Origin of the sequence: Sphingomonas sp. ASY06-1R (assembly GCF_052180265.1) — a bacterium.
GTDB lineage: Bacteria > Pseudomonadota > Alphaproteobacteria > Sphingomonadales > Sphingomonadaceae > Sphingomonas_I.
Map to the genome: position 1 here is coordinate 2708781 of NZ_CP197464.1, position 14835 is coordinate 2723615.

Genomic DNA, 14835 nt, shown 5'->3' on the forward strand with positions numbered 1-14835 from the left:
CCGGACCCTCAGCCGATCAGCCGACGGCCTGGGCCAGCAGCGGCTCCAGCTGCTCCCATTCCGCGGCGGTCTGCTGTTCGCCATTGATGAAGAAGGTCGGCGTGCTGCTGACGCCGTCTTCCTGATATTTGGTCTGCCAGGCCGTCAGCTGATCGACCGCCTTCTGATTGGCGAGGCATGCCTCCGCCTGCGCTCGCGGCAAACCGCGCGCGCCGAAGAAGCTGTAGAGGCCGCCCAGCTCCGCTTGCGCCTTGAAATTGTCGACCGGCGGCAGCGATGCGATCCGCTCCAGTTCCGCCTTCGGGGCAGCCACGAACTTCTGCACGATCGCTTCCTGGTTCGCATAGAGCTGTTCCGAGAGCGTGAAGAAGGGCTCGGCGCCGCGGCAATTCATCAGCAGGGTGATCGGCGCATCCTGGCCGTGGATCATGACCGAGCGGAATTCCCAGCTGACGCGCCCGGTGCTGACATATTTCTTCTTGAGCGGATCGACGCCGGTCTTCGCAAACAGCTGGCAGTGCGGGCAGGTGAAGGACGCATATTCGATGAGCTTCACGGGCGCATTGGGGTTGCCCATCCGATAGCCGCCCTCGGGCGTCTGGGTGACGACATCGGTCCATTGCTTGCCCGCAGGCGGCGGGACCGCCGCAATCGGCGTCGCCGGCGCGGTCACGCCCCCGGCGCCGTCGCCCGCCTTCTTCGAACAGCCGGCGACCGAGAGCGCGATCAGGGCGGCAAGAGCAACCGGATATTTCATCAGCGTGTGGTCTTTCGTGCAGTGGGGGTCTTGAGAACGGCGGCAAGCGCGGCGTCCAGGCTTGCCCAGTCGTGAATGGTCGATTGCATCTTGCCGTTGATCTGGAAAGCCGGCGTCCCGGGAAAGCCGGGTGCGTTCCACGCCGCATTTGCCATGTCCGTGACGACCTTCTGCTCGTCCTTATTGCCGAGGCAGGCGTTCATGCGCGCGGCGGGCATGCCAAAAACGCGATCGAAGCCGGCGCCGGCGGCACTTTTCTGGATGATCTGGTCCGGCGACAGGCCAGGCGTCGCTTTCTCGACCTGCGACCATGCCTCGGCCCGCGCGAACCAGCTATCCTGCTGGGCGAAGACTTTGGGCAGGGTCGTGAAGAAAGCCTGCGGCCCGTCGCAGCGGACAAGCAGGGAACCCGCCAGATCGAAGGGATCGCGAACCGCGTGGCGGACCTCGTAACTCACATTGCCCGTACGGATATATTTCGCGGTGAGCGGTTTGATCGCCTCCGCCTCGAACTTCGCGCAATGCGGGCAGGTCAGTGAGAGGAATTCGACCAGCTTGACCCGCGCGGCGGGATTGCCCTGCACGAAGGCGCCGGCCGCGGTGCGGTTCGTGACGGTCGACCAGTCGCGGGCCGGGGCCGCCGCCAGCTGTGCGGGCGACAGCGCCATCGCCATTACGATCATGACCGAACGAACCATCAATCATTGCTTCCTTTGACGAGGCGCACCCCGACGGTGGGGGGTCCGTTCGACGCCGCGACCGCGCCGGCCAGCGCGGACAGGCAGGCGTGCAACTCCGGATCGGTGATGTTGCGCAGCGAGTCGCCCAGATCCGCGGGAACCGGGCGCAGCGACGGCGGCGCGACGCGCGTCTTGGGCATTGCCATCGTGCCCTGGCGGATGACGACCCGGGCGACGGCGACATAGCCGAAGAACAGGTTGACTCGCTCCATGATAGCCGGCGCGATATGCTGCATCATCGGCGCATGGGCGCCGGATACGGTGAGGGTCAGCGTGCCGTCGGATTTCTTGCCAGCCGGGAAACGGATCGATTCGGGAGCGGAAACCTCGGCATAGCGAGCGCCGACAATCTCGGCCCAGCGGCTCACCACGGAGGACTGCACGAAGCCGAACCGCTTAAACGCCGCCGCCCCGATATCGGGCAGCAGATCGGCGACCGCGCGCTGGCCGCGCCGACGCGGCTCCTCGGGCGGCTTGCCTCCTCGACTCTTTCGTTCCGTCATGCTGCTGCCCATGCCATAGCGTCGCCATGCTCGTCGATAGCGGTTCGGATACGGCCGCGACCCTCCTTGCCTGGTATGATCGTCACGCGCGCCGCCTGCCCTGGCGCGCGGAGGGAGGCGCGCGGCCCGATCCCTATCGCGTCTGGCTGTCGGAAGTGATGCTGCAGCAGACCACGGTTGCCGCCGTCAAAAGCTATTTCGACAAATTCACCCGGTTGTGGCCCACGGTGGATGCGCTGGCGGCCGCGGACGATGCCGATGTGATGAGCGCGTGGGCAGGACTTGGTTATTATGCCCGCGCCCGCAATCTCATCACCTGCGCGCGCGCCGTCTCGGGCTCGGGCGGCCGCTTTCCCGACACGGAGGAGGGTTTGCGCGCGCTGCCGGGGATTGGTGGCTATACCGCCGCGGCGGTCGCCGCGATCGCCTTCGGCCGGCGCGCGGTGGTGGTCGATGCCAATGTCGAGCGGGTGGTGACGCGCCTGTTCGCCGTGGAGCAGCCGCTGCCGGCCGCCCGTCCCACGATCGCACAGCTGACCGACACGATCACACCCGCCGCGCGCGCAGGCGATTTCGCGCAGGCGATGATGGATCTGGGCGCGACCATTTGCACGCCGCGCAACCCCACCTGCGCGATCTGCCCGCTGATGCACGGCTGCGCCGCGCGGATCGGCGGAGCCCCCGAAACCTATCCCCGGAAACTGCCCAAGCGCGCCAAGCCGATCCGCCGGGCGACGATGTTCTGGCTGGAATGCGACGGCGCGGTCCTGCTCGTACGCCGTCCGGCGTCGGGGTTGCTCGGCGGCATGCGCGCCTTGCCGACCGGACCGTGGGTGGACGAAGATCCAGGGGCAACCGGCGCGCCGGCGGCCCTGCCTTGGCGGGACGTGGGCAGCGGCCGTCACGTCTTCACGCATTTCGCGCTGGATTATCGGGTGCTGGCGGCGCAGGCGCCGTCGCGCTTGAACGTGGGTGAATGGTGGCCGCTTGCAACCCTCGACACCGCCGGATTGCCGACCCTCTTCGCGCGCGCCGCGCAAATCGCCATGTTGGAGCATGTATGAGCCTGTATGTCGGTTTTACCGGTTCGCGCCTCGACCGGATCGAGCCGGCACGCCAGGACGCGCAAGCCCTGGCGGCGCTGGCCGCCGATCCGCGCGCGCTGATACTGGACATGCCCGATTATGTGCCGGAGGTGGCGGCGTGCGCGCTCGCCTGGCGTCCGCTCACGCCTTTGCCCGCCGAGGAGCTGTTGCTGCTGGGTGTGATCGACACCATCCCGCGGTTCGCGCGGATCGATCCCAAGGCGGTGGCCGCACGGCGCACGCCCGAACTGATGAGCCTCCTCGACGGACTCTCGGCCGGGGAAGCCGGTACCTATGCCGCCGCCCGATCCGTGCTCGACTGGCATGCGCGGCATCGCTTCTGCGCCAATTGCGGTGCGTCCAGCGTGCCGCATCATGCCGGCTGGGCACGGCATTGCAACCAATGCGGCACCGAACATTATCCCCGTACCGATCCGGTCGCGATCATGCTGGCGGAGTATGACGACGGGGTCGAGAAGCGCGTGCTGATCGGGCGCCAGGCCAGTTTTCCGGAGGGCCGCTATTCGGCGCTAGCCGGCTTCATCGAGGTCGGCGAGTCGATCGAGGAAGCCGTCGCGCGCGAGTTGCACGAGGAAGCCGGTGTGGCGGCAACCTCCGTCCGCTATATCGCCAGCCAGCCCTGGCCCTTTCCGTCGCAACTCATGGTCGCCTGTATCGCGACCGTCGCGGACGACGTCATCACGCTGGATATGGCGGAACTGGAAGATGCCCGTTGGGCGACGCGCGCCGATGTTGCCGCCGCATTGGCCGATGCGCCGGACGCGCCGTTCCGGGCACCGCCCCGCTACGCGATCGCCAACACGCTGTTCCACGCCTGGCTGGACGAACAGACGTCCAGCTGAAGGCGCCTGCGATCAGCCGACGAAGGCGCGCTCGATCACATAATCGCCGGGATGGGCATTGGAGCCCTCGGTAAAGCCGAGGCTGTCGAGCAGTTCGGCCGTCTGCTTGATCATCGCCATGCTGCCGCACAGCATGATGCGATCATGTTCGGGATCGAAGCGCGGCGGATTGGCCGCACCATCCTTGAACAGCCGCCCATCCTTGATCAGCACGTCGATCCGGTCGCGGGTATGAAAATCCTCCCGCGTCACGGTCGGCACGTAGGAAAGCTGATTGGCCGCCGCTTCGTCCACCAGCGGATCTTCCGCCAGCTTGTTTTCCAGCACGTCCCGATAGGCGAGATCGCTCAAGCGGCGCACCGAATGGACGACCACGATCTGGTTGAACAGATCATAGACGTCGGGATCGCGGATGATCGACATCCAGGGCGCCAGCCCGGTGCCGGTGCCAAGCAGGAACAAACGTCGGCCGGGCTTCAGCGCGTCGGTGACCAGCGTGCCCGTCGGCTTGCGCCCCAGATAGATGTCGTCGCCGACCTGGATCTGCTGCAGCTTCGAGGTCAGCGGCCCTTCCGCCACCTTGATCGACAGAAATTCCAACTCCTCGGCATAGGCCGGCGAGGCGACTGAATAGGCGCGCAGCAGCGGCTTTCCGTTGTCGCCCTGCAGCCCGATCATGACGAATTCGCCCGAGCGGAACCGAAAGCTGGCGGGGCGCGAAATCGTGAAGCTGAACAAATGCTCGTTCCAATGCTTCACGCTGAGCACCTTTTCGACCGACAGACTGGCCGAAGGCTCAAGCGGGGCAGAAACGGCAACGGTCACTAGGAGAGCCTCATCATAGAATGAATGCGCGCGACTTAGGCAGCGCCCGGTGCCTGTGCAACCTCAGGATCGCGCTTGCCAGCTAGAATAGCTTGCCGCCGCCCAAGGCCCTGACAGCGAACGACGTTAACAGGCGGATCAACCGGGCAAATCACCCTCTTCCCGATCTTCGACCCTGAAGACGGTTCACCATGCGGGCCAGACCGGAATGGGGCGACGCGTGGGAAATAGGGGGTAGACATGATGCTGGGCGGTTCACTCCCAACTGCGCCTTCTTCTATGAACAGGGACACGATCTTCATCTCAATATCGTCAATGGCCTCGCTTTCTTCTTCAGCGCATATCGTAGCGGCAAGGACGATCCAGATACGGCATCATGCGCTTTCCTGGATCAGCGCCCCAGCTTCGGTGCAACCATACGGACGAACAGTTAGGGAATAGTGGGAACGCCCATGCGCAAAACCGGCTGGCCATTGGTGATCCTGACGCTCGTCTACGTTCTCAACTTCGTCGATCGGCAGCTGATCGGTATCCTTGGCCAGCCCATGAAGCTGGAACTGGGCCTGTCGGATCGGTCGCTCGGCCTGCTCAGCGGCGTCGCCTTCGCCTTTTTCTACACGACGATGGGCTTGCCGATCGCGCGGATCGCGGAGCGGCGCAGCCGGATCGGCGTGATCGCGATATCGCTTGGCTTCTGGTCGGCAATGACCGCGCTGTGCGGCGTTGCCCGGACGGTCCCGCAGTTGATATTGGCGCGGCTGGGTGTCGGCCTGGGTGAAGCGGGTTATGCCCCAACCGCGCAATCCCTGATCGCAGATCTGGTGCCGCCGGAACGCCGCGCGACCGCAATGTCCCTATTCTCCATCGGTATCCCCGCCGGAATGTTGATCGGCGCGGTTGCCGGCGGCTGGCTCGCCCAATCGCTGGGCTGGCGCATGGCCTTCATCCTGTTGGGGTTACCCGGAATCCTGCTGGCGATCGTCATCGCGCGGGTGCTGCGAGAACCACGCACCACTCCCGCCCCCCACACCCATCCTTCCCTGAAAGAGGTCGCTTGGGAGCTTTGGCAGGCGCCCGGCTTCGCCCATATGGCTACGGGCGCGTCGCTCGCCTCGTTCGCCGGCTATGCCCTGACCAGCTTTGCGGTTCCCCTGCTCCAACGCGTCTATGGCCTGCCGTTGCGCGACGCCGCCACCGGGTTCGGCATCGTTGCTGGAATTGCGATCGGCATCGGCATCGGCAGTGGCGGCTGGCTGGCGGATGGACAGAAGCGCGGCGGAGGTGCCGGACGCGTGGCGGCGGCGGGTGCCCTGATCGCGGGCCTGCTCTTCCCGGTCGCGCTGAGCGCCCAAAGCCCCCAGCTTCTGGCATTGACAGCCATCGCGCCGCTGGCGGGTGCGCATCTCTATTTCGGGCCGACCTATGGGCTGACCGTCAACAGCGTATCGCCGACCGCCCGGGCGACGGCGATCGCGCTCCTGCTGATGTTGATGAATGCGGTCGGGCTCGGCCTGGGACCGCTCATCATCGGTACGATGAGCGATCATTTCGCCACGGCCGCCCTGCCAGGCTATTCGGCGGCATGTCATAGCGCAGCCTGCCAGGCAGCGTCCGCCACCGGCCTGATCAAGTCGCTGCGGCTGGACGTCCTGCTGTATCTATGGGCGGCAGTGCATTTCCTGCTCGCCGGGCGTGCGGTCCACCGCGCGGAGACGCGGACCGCATTTGCCTGATCAGGCCGGTTGAACCGACACCGACTGTTCGTTCATTTGTGCCGACCCATAAGCGGTGAGAAAGGCGACGTCGGCCGCGTCGCGCCCCACGCCGATCTTGGCCATGCCGCCTTCCGTCGCCATGCCGGTCGCATCGATCAGATGCCAGGAGCCGCCCAGGAATACTTCGGCGACCGCATGAAAATCCTGCGGCTCCACACCCAGGGCATAGACGCTGGCGATCCGCGCCGGAACGCCGGAGGCGCGGACCAGGGTGACCATCACATGCGCGTAATCCCGGCACACGCCCTGCCGCTTGACGAATGTGTCCAGCGCGGTGGTGTCAGACAGGCTGGAGCCCGGCACGTAGGAAAAACGTTCCTCCACCCAGTCCCGCATCGCCGCAACGCGCTCGCCGCCCTGCAGCGTCCCGAATTCCGCATCCACGAAATTCTGGAACTGATCGGACGGGCAGTAACGCGACGGCAGCAGATATTGCACCGTTTCACCGGGAAGCTGGTGCGGCGGGACCATGGGCAGATGACGGACATCAGCCAGCACACGATCGATCGTGACGGTTGCCCGGTAATCGACGATCAGTTGCCCATTGACCCGCAACCAGATCCGATCGCCAATATCGTCATGCCCCGCGACGCGCGCGAAATGATCGCATGGGGTCAACGTGATATGGGCATTGACGAATTGCTCGGGAATGATCGCAGCCTCCAGCTGCAGCAAGACGTCGGTCGGTTGATAGAAACTATAGTCCAGCCGGGATTCGATTTGGATCTTCACGGCGGACTCCTTGGATCGCGGGACAGCAGCACGTGCAACTCAAAACGAACGCCACCGCGGTCTTTGCAGATCGCGATGGCGCCCAATCGAACAGCCCGTAAGAGCAAAGGCAGGCATTGCGACGTGCTGGCGACCCGCCGGCACGTCGATTCACCCTATAGAGATATCATTACCACAAAATGGCGCGATAGCGCTCAAAGCATGCAAGACCGCAGCGAAGACGCATCAGCGCACCCTCCGCAATCGCGGTTGCCCGTGCCGGATCTTCGCTGACGAGCGGGATCAACGCCTCGCGATTCCAGTCTTCGCTATGCTTCACGTCCAACACCGCGTGCAGATCGAAGTAGCGACGCTCCCGGTTCGAAAGTCCGATCCGCTTGAGCCCTTGCGCGACCGCAGCAGAGCGCCCCGGCGCGGTCAGTTCGATCACACCAAGCGCACCAACCGAATGCCACGCATATCGGCGGCTCGTCGCCATGGCGGTCATGGCATTGGCCAGCGCCAGGCTTTCCCAAACGGTGTTTTCGATGACCGGATTGACGTCCAGCGTCTCGACCAGCCCATCCAGCATCGGGCCATGCATGCCCGCAGGCTGACCGCGGCCCATTTCGTCCCAATAGTTACGCGCGAGTTCAAGCTTGGCCTGCACCGGCAGCTTGATCTGCGTCAGCGCCACCAGATCGTCGAAGCCTGCCTCGCCAGCGGCCTCCTGCTCGAAGAACCAGCGAAGTTGGTCGCGCGAGGCATGCTCGGCCAGCCACGGAAACAGAGCATCGCCCTGCCCTGGCCCGACCAGCTTCAAATTCTCAAACCATGCGACGAATCCGGCTGCGTCCGTCGGCACGACGGCCGCCTCGGCAGCGACCTCGGCCCGCAATTCTTCCATGAAGCCGCCTTCCAGCCGCGTCATCCGCAGATCGCGTTCCAAGGTCTTGTGCCAGTCCGCTTCAGGAAAGCCGGGCTTAAGCCGCTCGCGGTTCCAATGGGCCAGGCCCCTTTGGAAACTGTCGGTAAAAAATTGCGAGCTGCTTTTATAATCTAGATTAGGCTGCGAAGCCATAATGTTCTGCCATTCCAATGATATCCGGCAACCGTAACGCGGTCTGAAGGCCGGATGTTCCAATAGTAGCTGAACCCGAAATGAAGGAACTTGCGCGCAGCTGTACCGTTCAGGTTCGGGCTGTTTCATTTACGGAAGGACATCGCAATGAAGCGTTTAACTCTCATCGCCGGTGCGGTCGCCCTGTCGGTCGGCCTCACCTCTCCGGCAGCTGCGCAGAGCGCAGGCCAGATGCTGAAGGGCACGGCCATTGGCGCCGGCGGCGGCGCGCTGGCAGGCGCGATCCTGCCGGGCGTATCGACCGGCAATGGCGCGCTGATCGGCGCCGCAGGCGGCGCGGCTTACACCGCGCTCAAGAAGAACCGTCATTATTATCGCGATAGCCGCGGTCGTAAGTACTACATCGATAAGCGTGGCTATCGCCACTACAAGTAAGCGCATCGCGCTTCAGAATTGGGGCCTCGGAGCAATTCCGGGGCCCTTTTTTCATCCGTCGTAGGCGTCAGGCAGCTGCGCCAGCCACTCTGCCAACATCAGGCGTCCTGCTGCGACCGCGGCAGGCCCCAGTCGATCGTGATCCGCTTGCAAGGTGACAGGATCGGTTCCTGCCGCCGCGATATAGGCCGTATCGTTCAGCCATTCGGCAAACCGGGGATCCTCGCCCATCTCGGGATGGAATTGCAGCGCCAGCAGCGCATCGCCGATTCGATAGGCCTGATCAAAGGCATGGGTCGTCGCAAGCAACTCCGCACCCTCCGGCAATTCGAACGTATCGCCATGCCAATGGAGGACCGGCACGCCGGCAAGATGGCGCAACGCCGAACGCGCGCCCGTGTCCGACAGCGTGATGGGCGCGAATCCCACCTCCTTGACCGGGCCCGGATAGACCCGACTGCCCAGGGCGGCCGCGATCAGCTGGCTGCCCAGGCACACGCCCAGCGTCGGCCGTCCGGCGGCAATGCGCAATGCCAGCCCGGTAATTTCACCGTCGATCCAGGGATGGAGATCGCGCTCGTAGACGCCCATCGGCCCGCCCATCACCACCACCAGATCCGGATCCAGCCAGTCGAGCGTAGCGAATTCAGGATCGCTAACGTTGATGCGGGCGAAATGATACCCCGCCTGCTCGATCGGCAGCCGGAAACCGGCGGCCCCTTCGAACGGCGTATGGCGGACGATCAGCGCTTCTTTCATGCGGCGTTTCTAGCGCGACGCGCTTGGGGCGCGCGCCAGAAATCCTTGCCGTCCTGAAAGCGTCACCCCGGCGGAGACCGGGCCGCTGCGTGCTTGCTTCGACGGGGAAATTACTTCCAGCGGCCCCGGCCTCCGCCGGGGCGACGGATCATCAGTCGCCGGTCAGAATGCGATCGACCAATTGCTTCACGGTCGGCACGAACCCGTTCGAATAGAAAGGATCCTGCTTGAACTGATAAGCCGAATGACCCGCGAACATCAGATTCTGGTCAATGTCACCGCCATGGGCGATGTCCTGCAGCGTCTTCTGAATGCAAAAGCTGCGCGGATCCGCGAGACGGCCGGTCGAATTTCCTTCCGTATCCGCCCAGGACGAGAAGGCGCATTGGCTGAGGCAGCCCATGCAATCCGCCTGATCCTTACGGATCACCTTCATCTCCTCCGGCGTCACGAACACCAGCGTATTGTCCGGCGTCTTGAGCGCCACCGTGAAGCCGAGGCCGTCCCATTCGCGCGCACGATGCAGATCGCCCAGCGTCACCCAGAAGCTCTTGCCCTTCACGCCGACGTCCAGCTTGAACTGGTGGTCGCCGGCCGCTTCCAGGCTGAAGGCGATCTGGCGCTCAGAGCGTTGCTCGAGATTGCGCAGGAACGGATTGCGCACGGCGCTGGAATAGAAACCCGTCGGCGAGAAGCGGTGCAGCAGCACGTCGCCTTCGTCGAGCGTCGTCAAACGCGCCTTCCACTGCTCGGAGATCGGGCTTTCCTGCGTCAGCAAAGGCCGCGTACCGAACTGGAAGGCGATCGCACCCAATTCAGGATTGTCGATCCAATTTTCCCAATCGCGCAGATACCAGACGCCGCCGGCCATGATGATCGGCACGCTTTCGGATACGCCGCCTGCGCGCATCGTTTCGCGCAGCGCCTTGACGCGCGGATAGGGATCCTGCGGCACCTTCGGATCTTCCGCATTAGACAGGCCATTATGCCCGCCGGCGAGCCACGGATCCTCGTAGACGACCCCGGCCAGCCATTCGGCCGCCTTTGAATAGGCCCGCTTCCACAAGGCGTTGAACGCGCGACCGGAGCTGACGATCGGCAGATAATTGACGCCGTAGGATGCGGCGATCTCGCTCAGCTTATAGGGCATGCCGGCGCCGCAGGTGACGCCTGCCACCAGGCCCTTGGTCCGCTCCAGCACGCCGTGAAGGACGCGTTGCGCCCCGCCCATTTCCCACAGCACGTTGATGTTGATCGCGCCCTTGCCGCCGGCAATGTCGAACGCACGCTTCACCTGCTCGACGGCCCCGTCGATCGCATATTGGACAAGCTCTTCATGCCGCTCGCGCCGCGTGAGCGCGCGATAGACCTGCGGGATGATCCGGCCTTCCGGATCGTAGCTGTCGGCGTTCACGGCGGATATGGTGCCAATGCCCCCGGCCGCGGCCCAGGCACCGGTGCTGGCATGATTGGAGACCGCGACACCCTTGCCGCCCTCGATCAGCGGCCAGACCTCGCGGCCTCCGTACATAATCGGGCGCAATCCCTTGAACAAACCAACCTCCAAAAAACGTGCGGCCATATAGACCTACCTGATTCGTAATGCGCGATTATTCGTGATCGACCGCCTCCAGCAGCCGATCAATCGCATGCATTGCCTCCGGTTCTTCCAGCGTTGGCGTGTGCCCTATAGCTGGCACGGTGACAAAATCCATATTGGGGACATGCCGCACCATTTCGATCGCGGTCGATGCCTCCAGCACGTCCGACACTGCACCCCGCACCAGCAGCAGGGGAAGCCCGGCAAGGGACTCGAACGCGGGCCAAAGATCGAAAGGCGGTTCCGGTGGCGGCAGATTGAAGGGTTCGGCGACAGCCATATCATAATCGAAGCGGAGCGTGCCGTCCGCCTCCTGGCGGCAGACGCGTCGTGACAAGCGCTGCCAATCCTCCGCCCGATAGGTGGGGAAGCTCCCTCGATGGGCCTGGGCGATCGCGTCTGCGGCCTCCGACCAGCCGGCAAAACGTACATCGCGCCCGACATAGGTCCGTATTCGGGCGATTCCCTGCGCACCCAGCACCGGCCCGATGTCGTTGAGCAGCACGCCGGCAAGTATCGGGCGCGCGGTCAGCCCGATCAACATCGCCAGCAACCCACCGAGCGACGTGCCGAAAATCACGACCCGGTCCAGCTGCTGCTCGGCGATCAGGGCCAGCAGATCCTGCACATAGACCGGCGGAACATAGGTCATTGGGTCGCCCGCATATTCGCTCTCGCCCCGCCCGCGCAGATCCACCGCGATCACGCGGCGCCTGCCCGCCAGGCGCGCTGCCACCGCATCGAAATCACGCGCATTGCGGGTCAGCCCGGGGATGCAGAGGACCGGCGCCTTGTCGGGATCGCCAGGATAATCCCGGTAATGCAGGCGCAAGCCATCGGCCGAATTCCAGATGCGATCGTGATAGGGTGGCTGTGCCATGCGCTTGCGTCTCCGGCCTGTGCCACCCCATATCGGGGCGATGACATCCATCCCGCAACCGCCGATCCACACCATCGCCGATTTCCTCGCCGATCCGGTGGCGGCAGCCGACTTCCCCCATGCGACGCTGCGGTTTCGCAACGACCGCGCCGCCGCTTCGGTCGGGCTTGCGGGGCTGTCGGATGCGGAATGGGTCGAGAAATTCGGGCGCTTCGAACCGCTGGCAGACAATCTGCCGCAGCCGCTGGCGTTGCGATATCACGGTCATCAATTCCGCAGTTACAATCCGGATATCGGCGACGGCCGCGGCTTCACGTTCGCCCAGTTACGCGACGTCCGTGGGCGGTGGCTGGATCTAGGGACGAAGGGATCGGGCACGACGCCCTATAGCCGCTTCGGTGACGGGCGGCTGACGCTCAAGGGCGGCATGCGCGAAATCCTCGCCACCGAAATGCTGGAGGCGCTGGGCGTGAATACGTCCAAAAGCTTCTCGCTGATCGAAACGGGCGAAGCGCTCCACCGCGGCGACGAGCCTTCCCCGACTCGTGCGTCGGTATTGGTGCGGTTGAGCCACGGCCATATCCGCATCGGCAGCTTTCAGCGGCTCAACACGCTCGACCGTGCAGAAGAGATGGAGCGGCTGACGCGGTACGTGGTCGAACATCTTTATGGCGAGACGCCCGGCGACGAACCGGCGCTCCAGCTGCTGGAGCATGTGGTGCAGCGTACTGCGCGGCTCGCGGCTTCCTACATGGCCGCGGGCTTCGTCCATGGCGTGTTGAACAGCGACAATATCAACGTGACCGGGGAAAGTTTCGATTACGGACCCTGGCGCTTCACGCCGTTCTGGGATCCGGAATTCACCGCCGCCTATTTCGATCATCAGGGTCTTTACGCCTTTGGGCGCCAGGCGCAGGCGATCCACTGGGATGTCGTGCAGCTCGCCATTGCCCTGACCAAACTGGCGTCGATCGATGCGCTGGCGCCGATCCTGGACACGTTCCCGCAGGTCTATGAGGACGCCTATAGCGGCGCCATGCTCGCGCGGCTGGGCGTGCAGCCGCGGTCTGACGCGGACGACCTGGCGCTTGTCCAGGCGATCGAACAGGCACTGGCGACGCGCACTGTCGGCATCGACCGCTTCTTCTTCGACTGGTCGGGCGGCACGCGCCGTCCTGGCCCGTACGACACGCGCTATGCGCATCATTTTGGGCCGGTCGAAACGCTGCTGACGCGCTATCAGCCGGCGCGCACGACCGATCATCCTTATTGGTCCGACGCGGAGCCCTGCTCGATGCATATCGAAGAGGTGGAAGCGATCTGGTCGGCAATCGACACGAGCGACGATTGGTCGCTTCTGCACAACAAGGTCGCGGCGATCCGCCGCATGGGTGAGGCGCATCAATGGCCGAAATGATCAGTTACGAACCTGCCACCGGTGCCGAATTGTGGCGTGGCATCGCGGGCGACGTCGATGGCGAGGTTGCAGCGGCACGCGCCGGCTGGACAGACTGGGCGCGCCGCACGTTCGAGGAACGCGCCGAAATCCTGCGGCGCTTTGCCGACATCGTCCGCACCCACGACGATTCGTTCGCCGACATTATCGCCCGGGAAACCGGCAAACCCCTGTGGGAAGCGAAGGGCGAGGTCGACGCCGTGATCGGCAAGGTCGGTATCTCGATCGCCGCCTATGGCGAGCGGACGGCCCAACGCAGCATGGAGGGGGCATTGGGCGCGCGCAATCATGTCCGCCACAAGCCGCATGGCGTGCTGGCAGTGCTCGGCCCGTATAATTTCCCGGCTCACTTGCCAAACGGCCACATCGTTCCCGCACTGCTCGCGGGCAATGCGATCGTGTTCAAGCCCTCCGAAAAGACGCCGGCCAGCGGCGCTTTCCTGGTCGATCTTTTCCACGAGGCGGGCGTGCCCGAGACGGTGATCCGCATCGTCCAGGGCGGGCGCGACGAAGGCAAGGCGCTCGCGGGCCATGCCGGCATCGACGGACTGCTGTTCACGGGCTCGGCCGGCGCCGGCGCCGCGCTCAGCCGCCAGTTCGCGGACACGCCGCAGCGTATCCTGGCACTCGAACTGGGTGGCAACAATCCGCTGGTGGTGTGGGACACGCCGGACATTGCCGCAGCGGCGACCATCGTCGTCCAGTCGGGCTATCTCTCCGCGGGGCAGCGTTGCACCTGCGGCCGGCGCCTGATCGTCCGCGACGGGGCCGAAGGGCCGCTACTGGAGGAGGTCGGGAAGATCCTCGATCGGATCATTATAGGCGGGCCGCACGACGAACCCGCGCCGTTCATGGGTCCGGTGATCGACAATGACGCCGCGACGCAAGTGCTGGCCGCCTACGACCGGCTGGTCGCCAATGGTGCGGTCGTGCTGCGGGCGATGACCCGGCCCGATCCCGCCAAGCCGTTCCTCACGCCGGGCCTGATCGACGTCACCAATGTCGCCGACCTGCCCGACGAGGAGATTTTCGGCCCGCTCGTACAGCTGATCCGCGTGCCCGATTTCGACGCCGCGATCACGGCCGCGAACGCGACCCGCTACGGCTTGGCCGCGAGCGTGGTCACCGATGATGCCGCACTCTACGATCGTTTCTGGGCAGGCGTGCGCGCAGGCGTGATCAACTGGAACCGACCGACCAATGGCGCGCCATCAAACGCGCCGTTCGGTGGCGTCGGCATCTCCGGCAATCATCGCCCGAGCGCCTTTTATGCGGCGGATTATTGCGCCTATCCGGTGACATCGGTCGAGGCGGAGGAGGCCCGCGCCACGATCGGCCAGGGCCTACTGCAGAGCTAGAGGGTGG

General features: G+C 64.7%; 15 protein-coding genes. 6 read left to right on the forward strand and 9 right to left on the reverse strand.

From position 1 onward, the window contains the following. Positions 1-16: 16 nt before the first annotated feature. The 3 genes from ACSBM8_RS13030 to ACSBM8_RS13040 are packed head-to-tail and all read right to left on the reverse strand — an operon-like array spanning position 17 to position 2000. Positions 17-757 carry a thioredoxin domain-containing protein gene (locus ACSBM8_RS13030; RefSeq protein ID WP_442678439.1) on the reverse strand — a complete coding sequence of 247 codons (741 nt, stop codon included), beginning with the start codon at positions 755-757 and terminating at the stop codon, positions 17-19. Beyond that, a complete protein-coding gene (locus ACSBM8_RS13035) occupies positions 757-1455 on the reverse strand; it encodes a thioredoxin domain-containing protein (protein WP_442678440.1) in 699 nt (232 codons plus the stop codon). Before ACSBM8_RS13035 ends, ACSBM8_RS13030 begins: the two co-directional genes overlap by 1 nt. Next, positions 1455-2000: a DUF721 domain-containing protein gene (locus ACSBM8_RS13040; protein ID WP_442681594.1), complete on the reverse strand. Its 546-nt coding sequence runs from the start codon at positions 1998-2000 to the stop codon at positions 1455-1457. Before ACSBM8_RS13040 ends, ACSBM8_RS13035 begins: the two co-directional genes overlap by 1 nt. Before the next feature lie 26 nt (positions 2001-2026). Here ACSBM8_RS13040 and ACSBM8_RS13045 point away from each other — a divergent pair, with 26 nt between their 5' ends. Both ACSBM8_RS13045 and nudC read left to right on the forward strand, forming a co-directional pair. Beyond that, positions 2027-3064 (forward strand): A/G-specific adenine glycosylase, encoded by a 1038-nt coding sequence (locus tag ACSBM8_RS13045; protein ID WP_442678441.1) that lies wholly within the window; start codon positions 2027-2029, stop codon positions 3062-3064. Further along, entirely contained in the window at positions 3061-3948 is an 888-nt protein-coding gene (gene nudC, locus ACSBM8_RS13050) for an NAD(+) diphosphatase (RefSeq protein WP_442678442.1), read from the forward strand. Before ACSBM8_RS13045 ends, nudC begins: the two co-directional genes overlap by 4 nt. 12 nt (positions 3949-3960) lie before the next feature. Here the strand turns inward: nudC and ACSBM8_RS13055 are convergent, their stop codons facing one another. Then, positions 3961-4773: a ferredoxin--NADP reductase gene (locus ACSBM8_RS13055; protein ID WP_442678443.1), complete on the reverse strand. Its 813-nt coding sequence runs from the start codon at positions 4771-4773 to the stop codon at positions 3961-3963. A gap of 452 nt (positions 4774-5225) precedes the next feature. On the opposite strand from ACSBM8_RS13055, the gene ACSBM8_RS13060 reads away from it, so the two are divergent. Then, positions 5226-6506 (forward strand): spinster family MFS transporter, encoded by a 1281-nt coding sequence (locus ACSBM8_RS13060; protein ID WP_442678444.1) that lies wholly within the window; start codon positions 5226-5228, stop codon positions 6504-6506. Here ACSBM8_RS13060 and ACSBM8_RS13065 read toward each other — a convergent pair whose 3' ends face one another. Further along, positions 6507-7280, reverse strand: coding sequence for a transglutaminase-like domain-containing protein (locus tag ACSBM8_RS13065; RefSeq protein ID WP_442678445.1), 774 nt, complete (start codon positions 7278-7280; stop codon positions 6507-6509). 169 nt (positions 7281-7449) lie between these two features. After that, entirely contained in the window at positions 7450-8340 is an 891-nt protein-coding gene (locus ACSBM8_RS13070) for an iron-containing redox enzyme family protein (protein ID WP_442678446.1), read from the reverse strand. Positions 8341-8487: 147 nt separating this feature from the next. On the opposite strand from ACSBM8_RS13070, the gene ACSBM8_RS13075 reads away from it, so the two are divergent. Next, positions 8488-8775 carry a hypothetical protein gene (locus ACSBM8_RS13075; RefSeq protein ID WP_442678447.1) on the forward strand — a complete coding sequence of 96 codons (288 nt, stop codon included), beginning with the start codon at positions 8488-8490 and terminating at the stop codon, positions 8773-8775. Positions 8776-8826: 51 nt separating this feature from the next. Here ACSBM8_RS13075 and ACSBM8_RS13080 read toward each other — a convergent pair whose 3' ends face one another. The 3 genes from ACSBM8_RS13080 to ACSBM8_RS13090 form a co-directional block, all read right to left on the reverse strand. Further along, complete coding sequence (locus ACSBM8_RS13080) at positions 8827-9534, reverse strand: glutamine amidotransferase (protein ID WP_442678448.1); 708 nt, start codon at positions 9532-9534, stop codon at positions 8827-8829. A 151-nt stretch (positions 9535-9685) separates the two neighbouring features. Continuing rightward, positions 9686-11089, reverse strand: a complete 1404-nt coding sequence (locus ACSBM8_RS13085) for an NAD(P)H-dependent flavin oxidoreductase (protein WP_442681595.1) — start codon at positions 11087-11089, stop codon at positions 9686-9688. A gap of 55 nt (positions 11090-11144) precedes the next feature. Beyond that, on the reverse strand, positions 11145-12014 hold the full coding sequence (locus ACSBM8_RS13090; RefSeq protein WP_442678449.1) for an alpha/beta fold hydrolase: 870 nt from the start codon (positions 12012-12014) through the stop codon (positions 11145-11147). Between the two features lie 40 nt (positions 12015-12054). Between ACSBM8_RS13090 and ACSBM8_RS13095 the strand changes: the two genes are divergently transcribed. Both ACSBM8_RS13095 and astD read left to right on the forward strand, forming a co-directional pair. Continuing rightward, complete coding sequence (locus ACSBM8_RS13095) at positions 12055-13431, forward strand: protein adenylyltransferase SelO family protein (protein WP_442681596.1); 1377 nt, start codon at positions 12055-12057, stop codon at positions 13429-13431. Beyond that, entirely contained in the window at positions 13419-14828 is a 1410-nt protein-coding gene (gene astD, locus ACSBM8_RS13100) for a succinylglutamate-semialdehyde dehydrogenase (protein ID WP_442678450.1), read from the forward strand. Before ACSBM8_RS13095 ends, astD begins: the two co-directional genes overlap by 13 nt. The last annotated feature ends 7 nt before the right edge of the window (positions 14829-14835 follow it).

Bases quoted from the DNA above. Each gene is read 5' to 3' on its own strand.
- ACSBM8_RS13030 (WP_442678439.1), bottom strand. From the start codon at position 757: ATGAAATATCCGGTTGCTCTTGCCGCCCTGATCGCGCTCTCGGTCGCC.
- ACSBM8_RS13080 (WP_442678448.1), bottom strand. From the start codon at position 9,534: ATGAAAGAAGCGCTGATCGTCCGCCATACGCCGTTCGAAGGGGCCGCC.
- ACSBM8_RS13035 (WP_442678440.1), bottom strand. From the start codon at position 1,455: ATGGTTCGTTCGGTCATGATCGTAATGGCGATGGCGCTGTCGCCCGCA.
- nudC (WP_442678442.1), top strand. From the start codon at position 3,061: ATGAGCCTGTATGTCGGTTTTACCGGTTCGCGCCTCGACCGGATCGAG.
- ACSBM8_RS13090 (WP_442678449.1), bottom strand. From the start codon at position 12,014: ATGGCACAGCCACCCTATCACGATCGCATCTGGAATTCGGCCGATGGC.
- ACSBM8_RS13045 (WP_442678441.1), top strand. From the start codon at position 2,027: ATGCTCGTCGATAGCGGTTCGGATACGGCCGCGACCCTCCTTGCCTGG.
- ACSBM8_RS13070 (WP_442678446.1), bottom strand. From the start codon at position 8,340: ATGGCTTCGCAGCCTAATCTAGATTATAAAAGCAGCTCGCAATTTTTT.
- ACSBM8_RS13095 (WP_442681596.1), top strand. From the start codon at position 12,055: ATGACATCCATCCCGCAACCGCCGATCCACACCATCGCCGATTTCCTC.
- ACSBM8_RS13060 (WP_442678444.1), top strand. From the start codon at position 5,226: ATGCGCAAAACCGGCTGGCCATTGGTGATCCTGACGCTCGTCTACGTT.
- ACSBM8_RS13040 (WP_442681594.1), bottom strand. From the start codon at position 2,000: ATGACGGAACGAAAGAGTCGAGGAGGCAAGCCGCCCGAGGAGCCGCGT.
- astD (WP_442678450.1), top strand. From the start codon at position 13,419: ATGGCCGAAATGATCAGTTACGAACCTGCCACCGGTGCCGAATTGTGG.
- ACSBM8_RS13075 (WP_442678447.1), top strand. From the start codon at position 8,488: ATGAAGCGTTTAACTCTCATCGCCGGTGCGGTCGCCCTGTCGGTCGGC.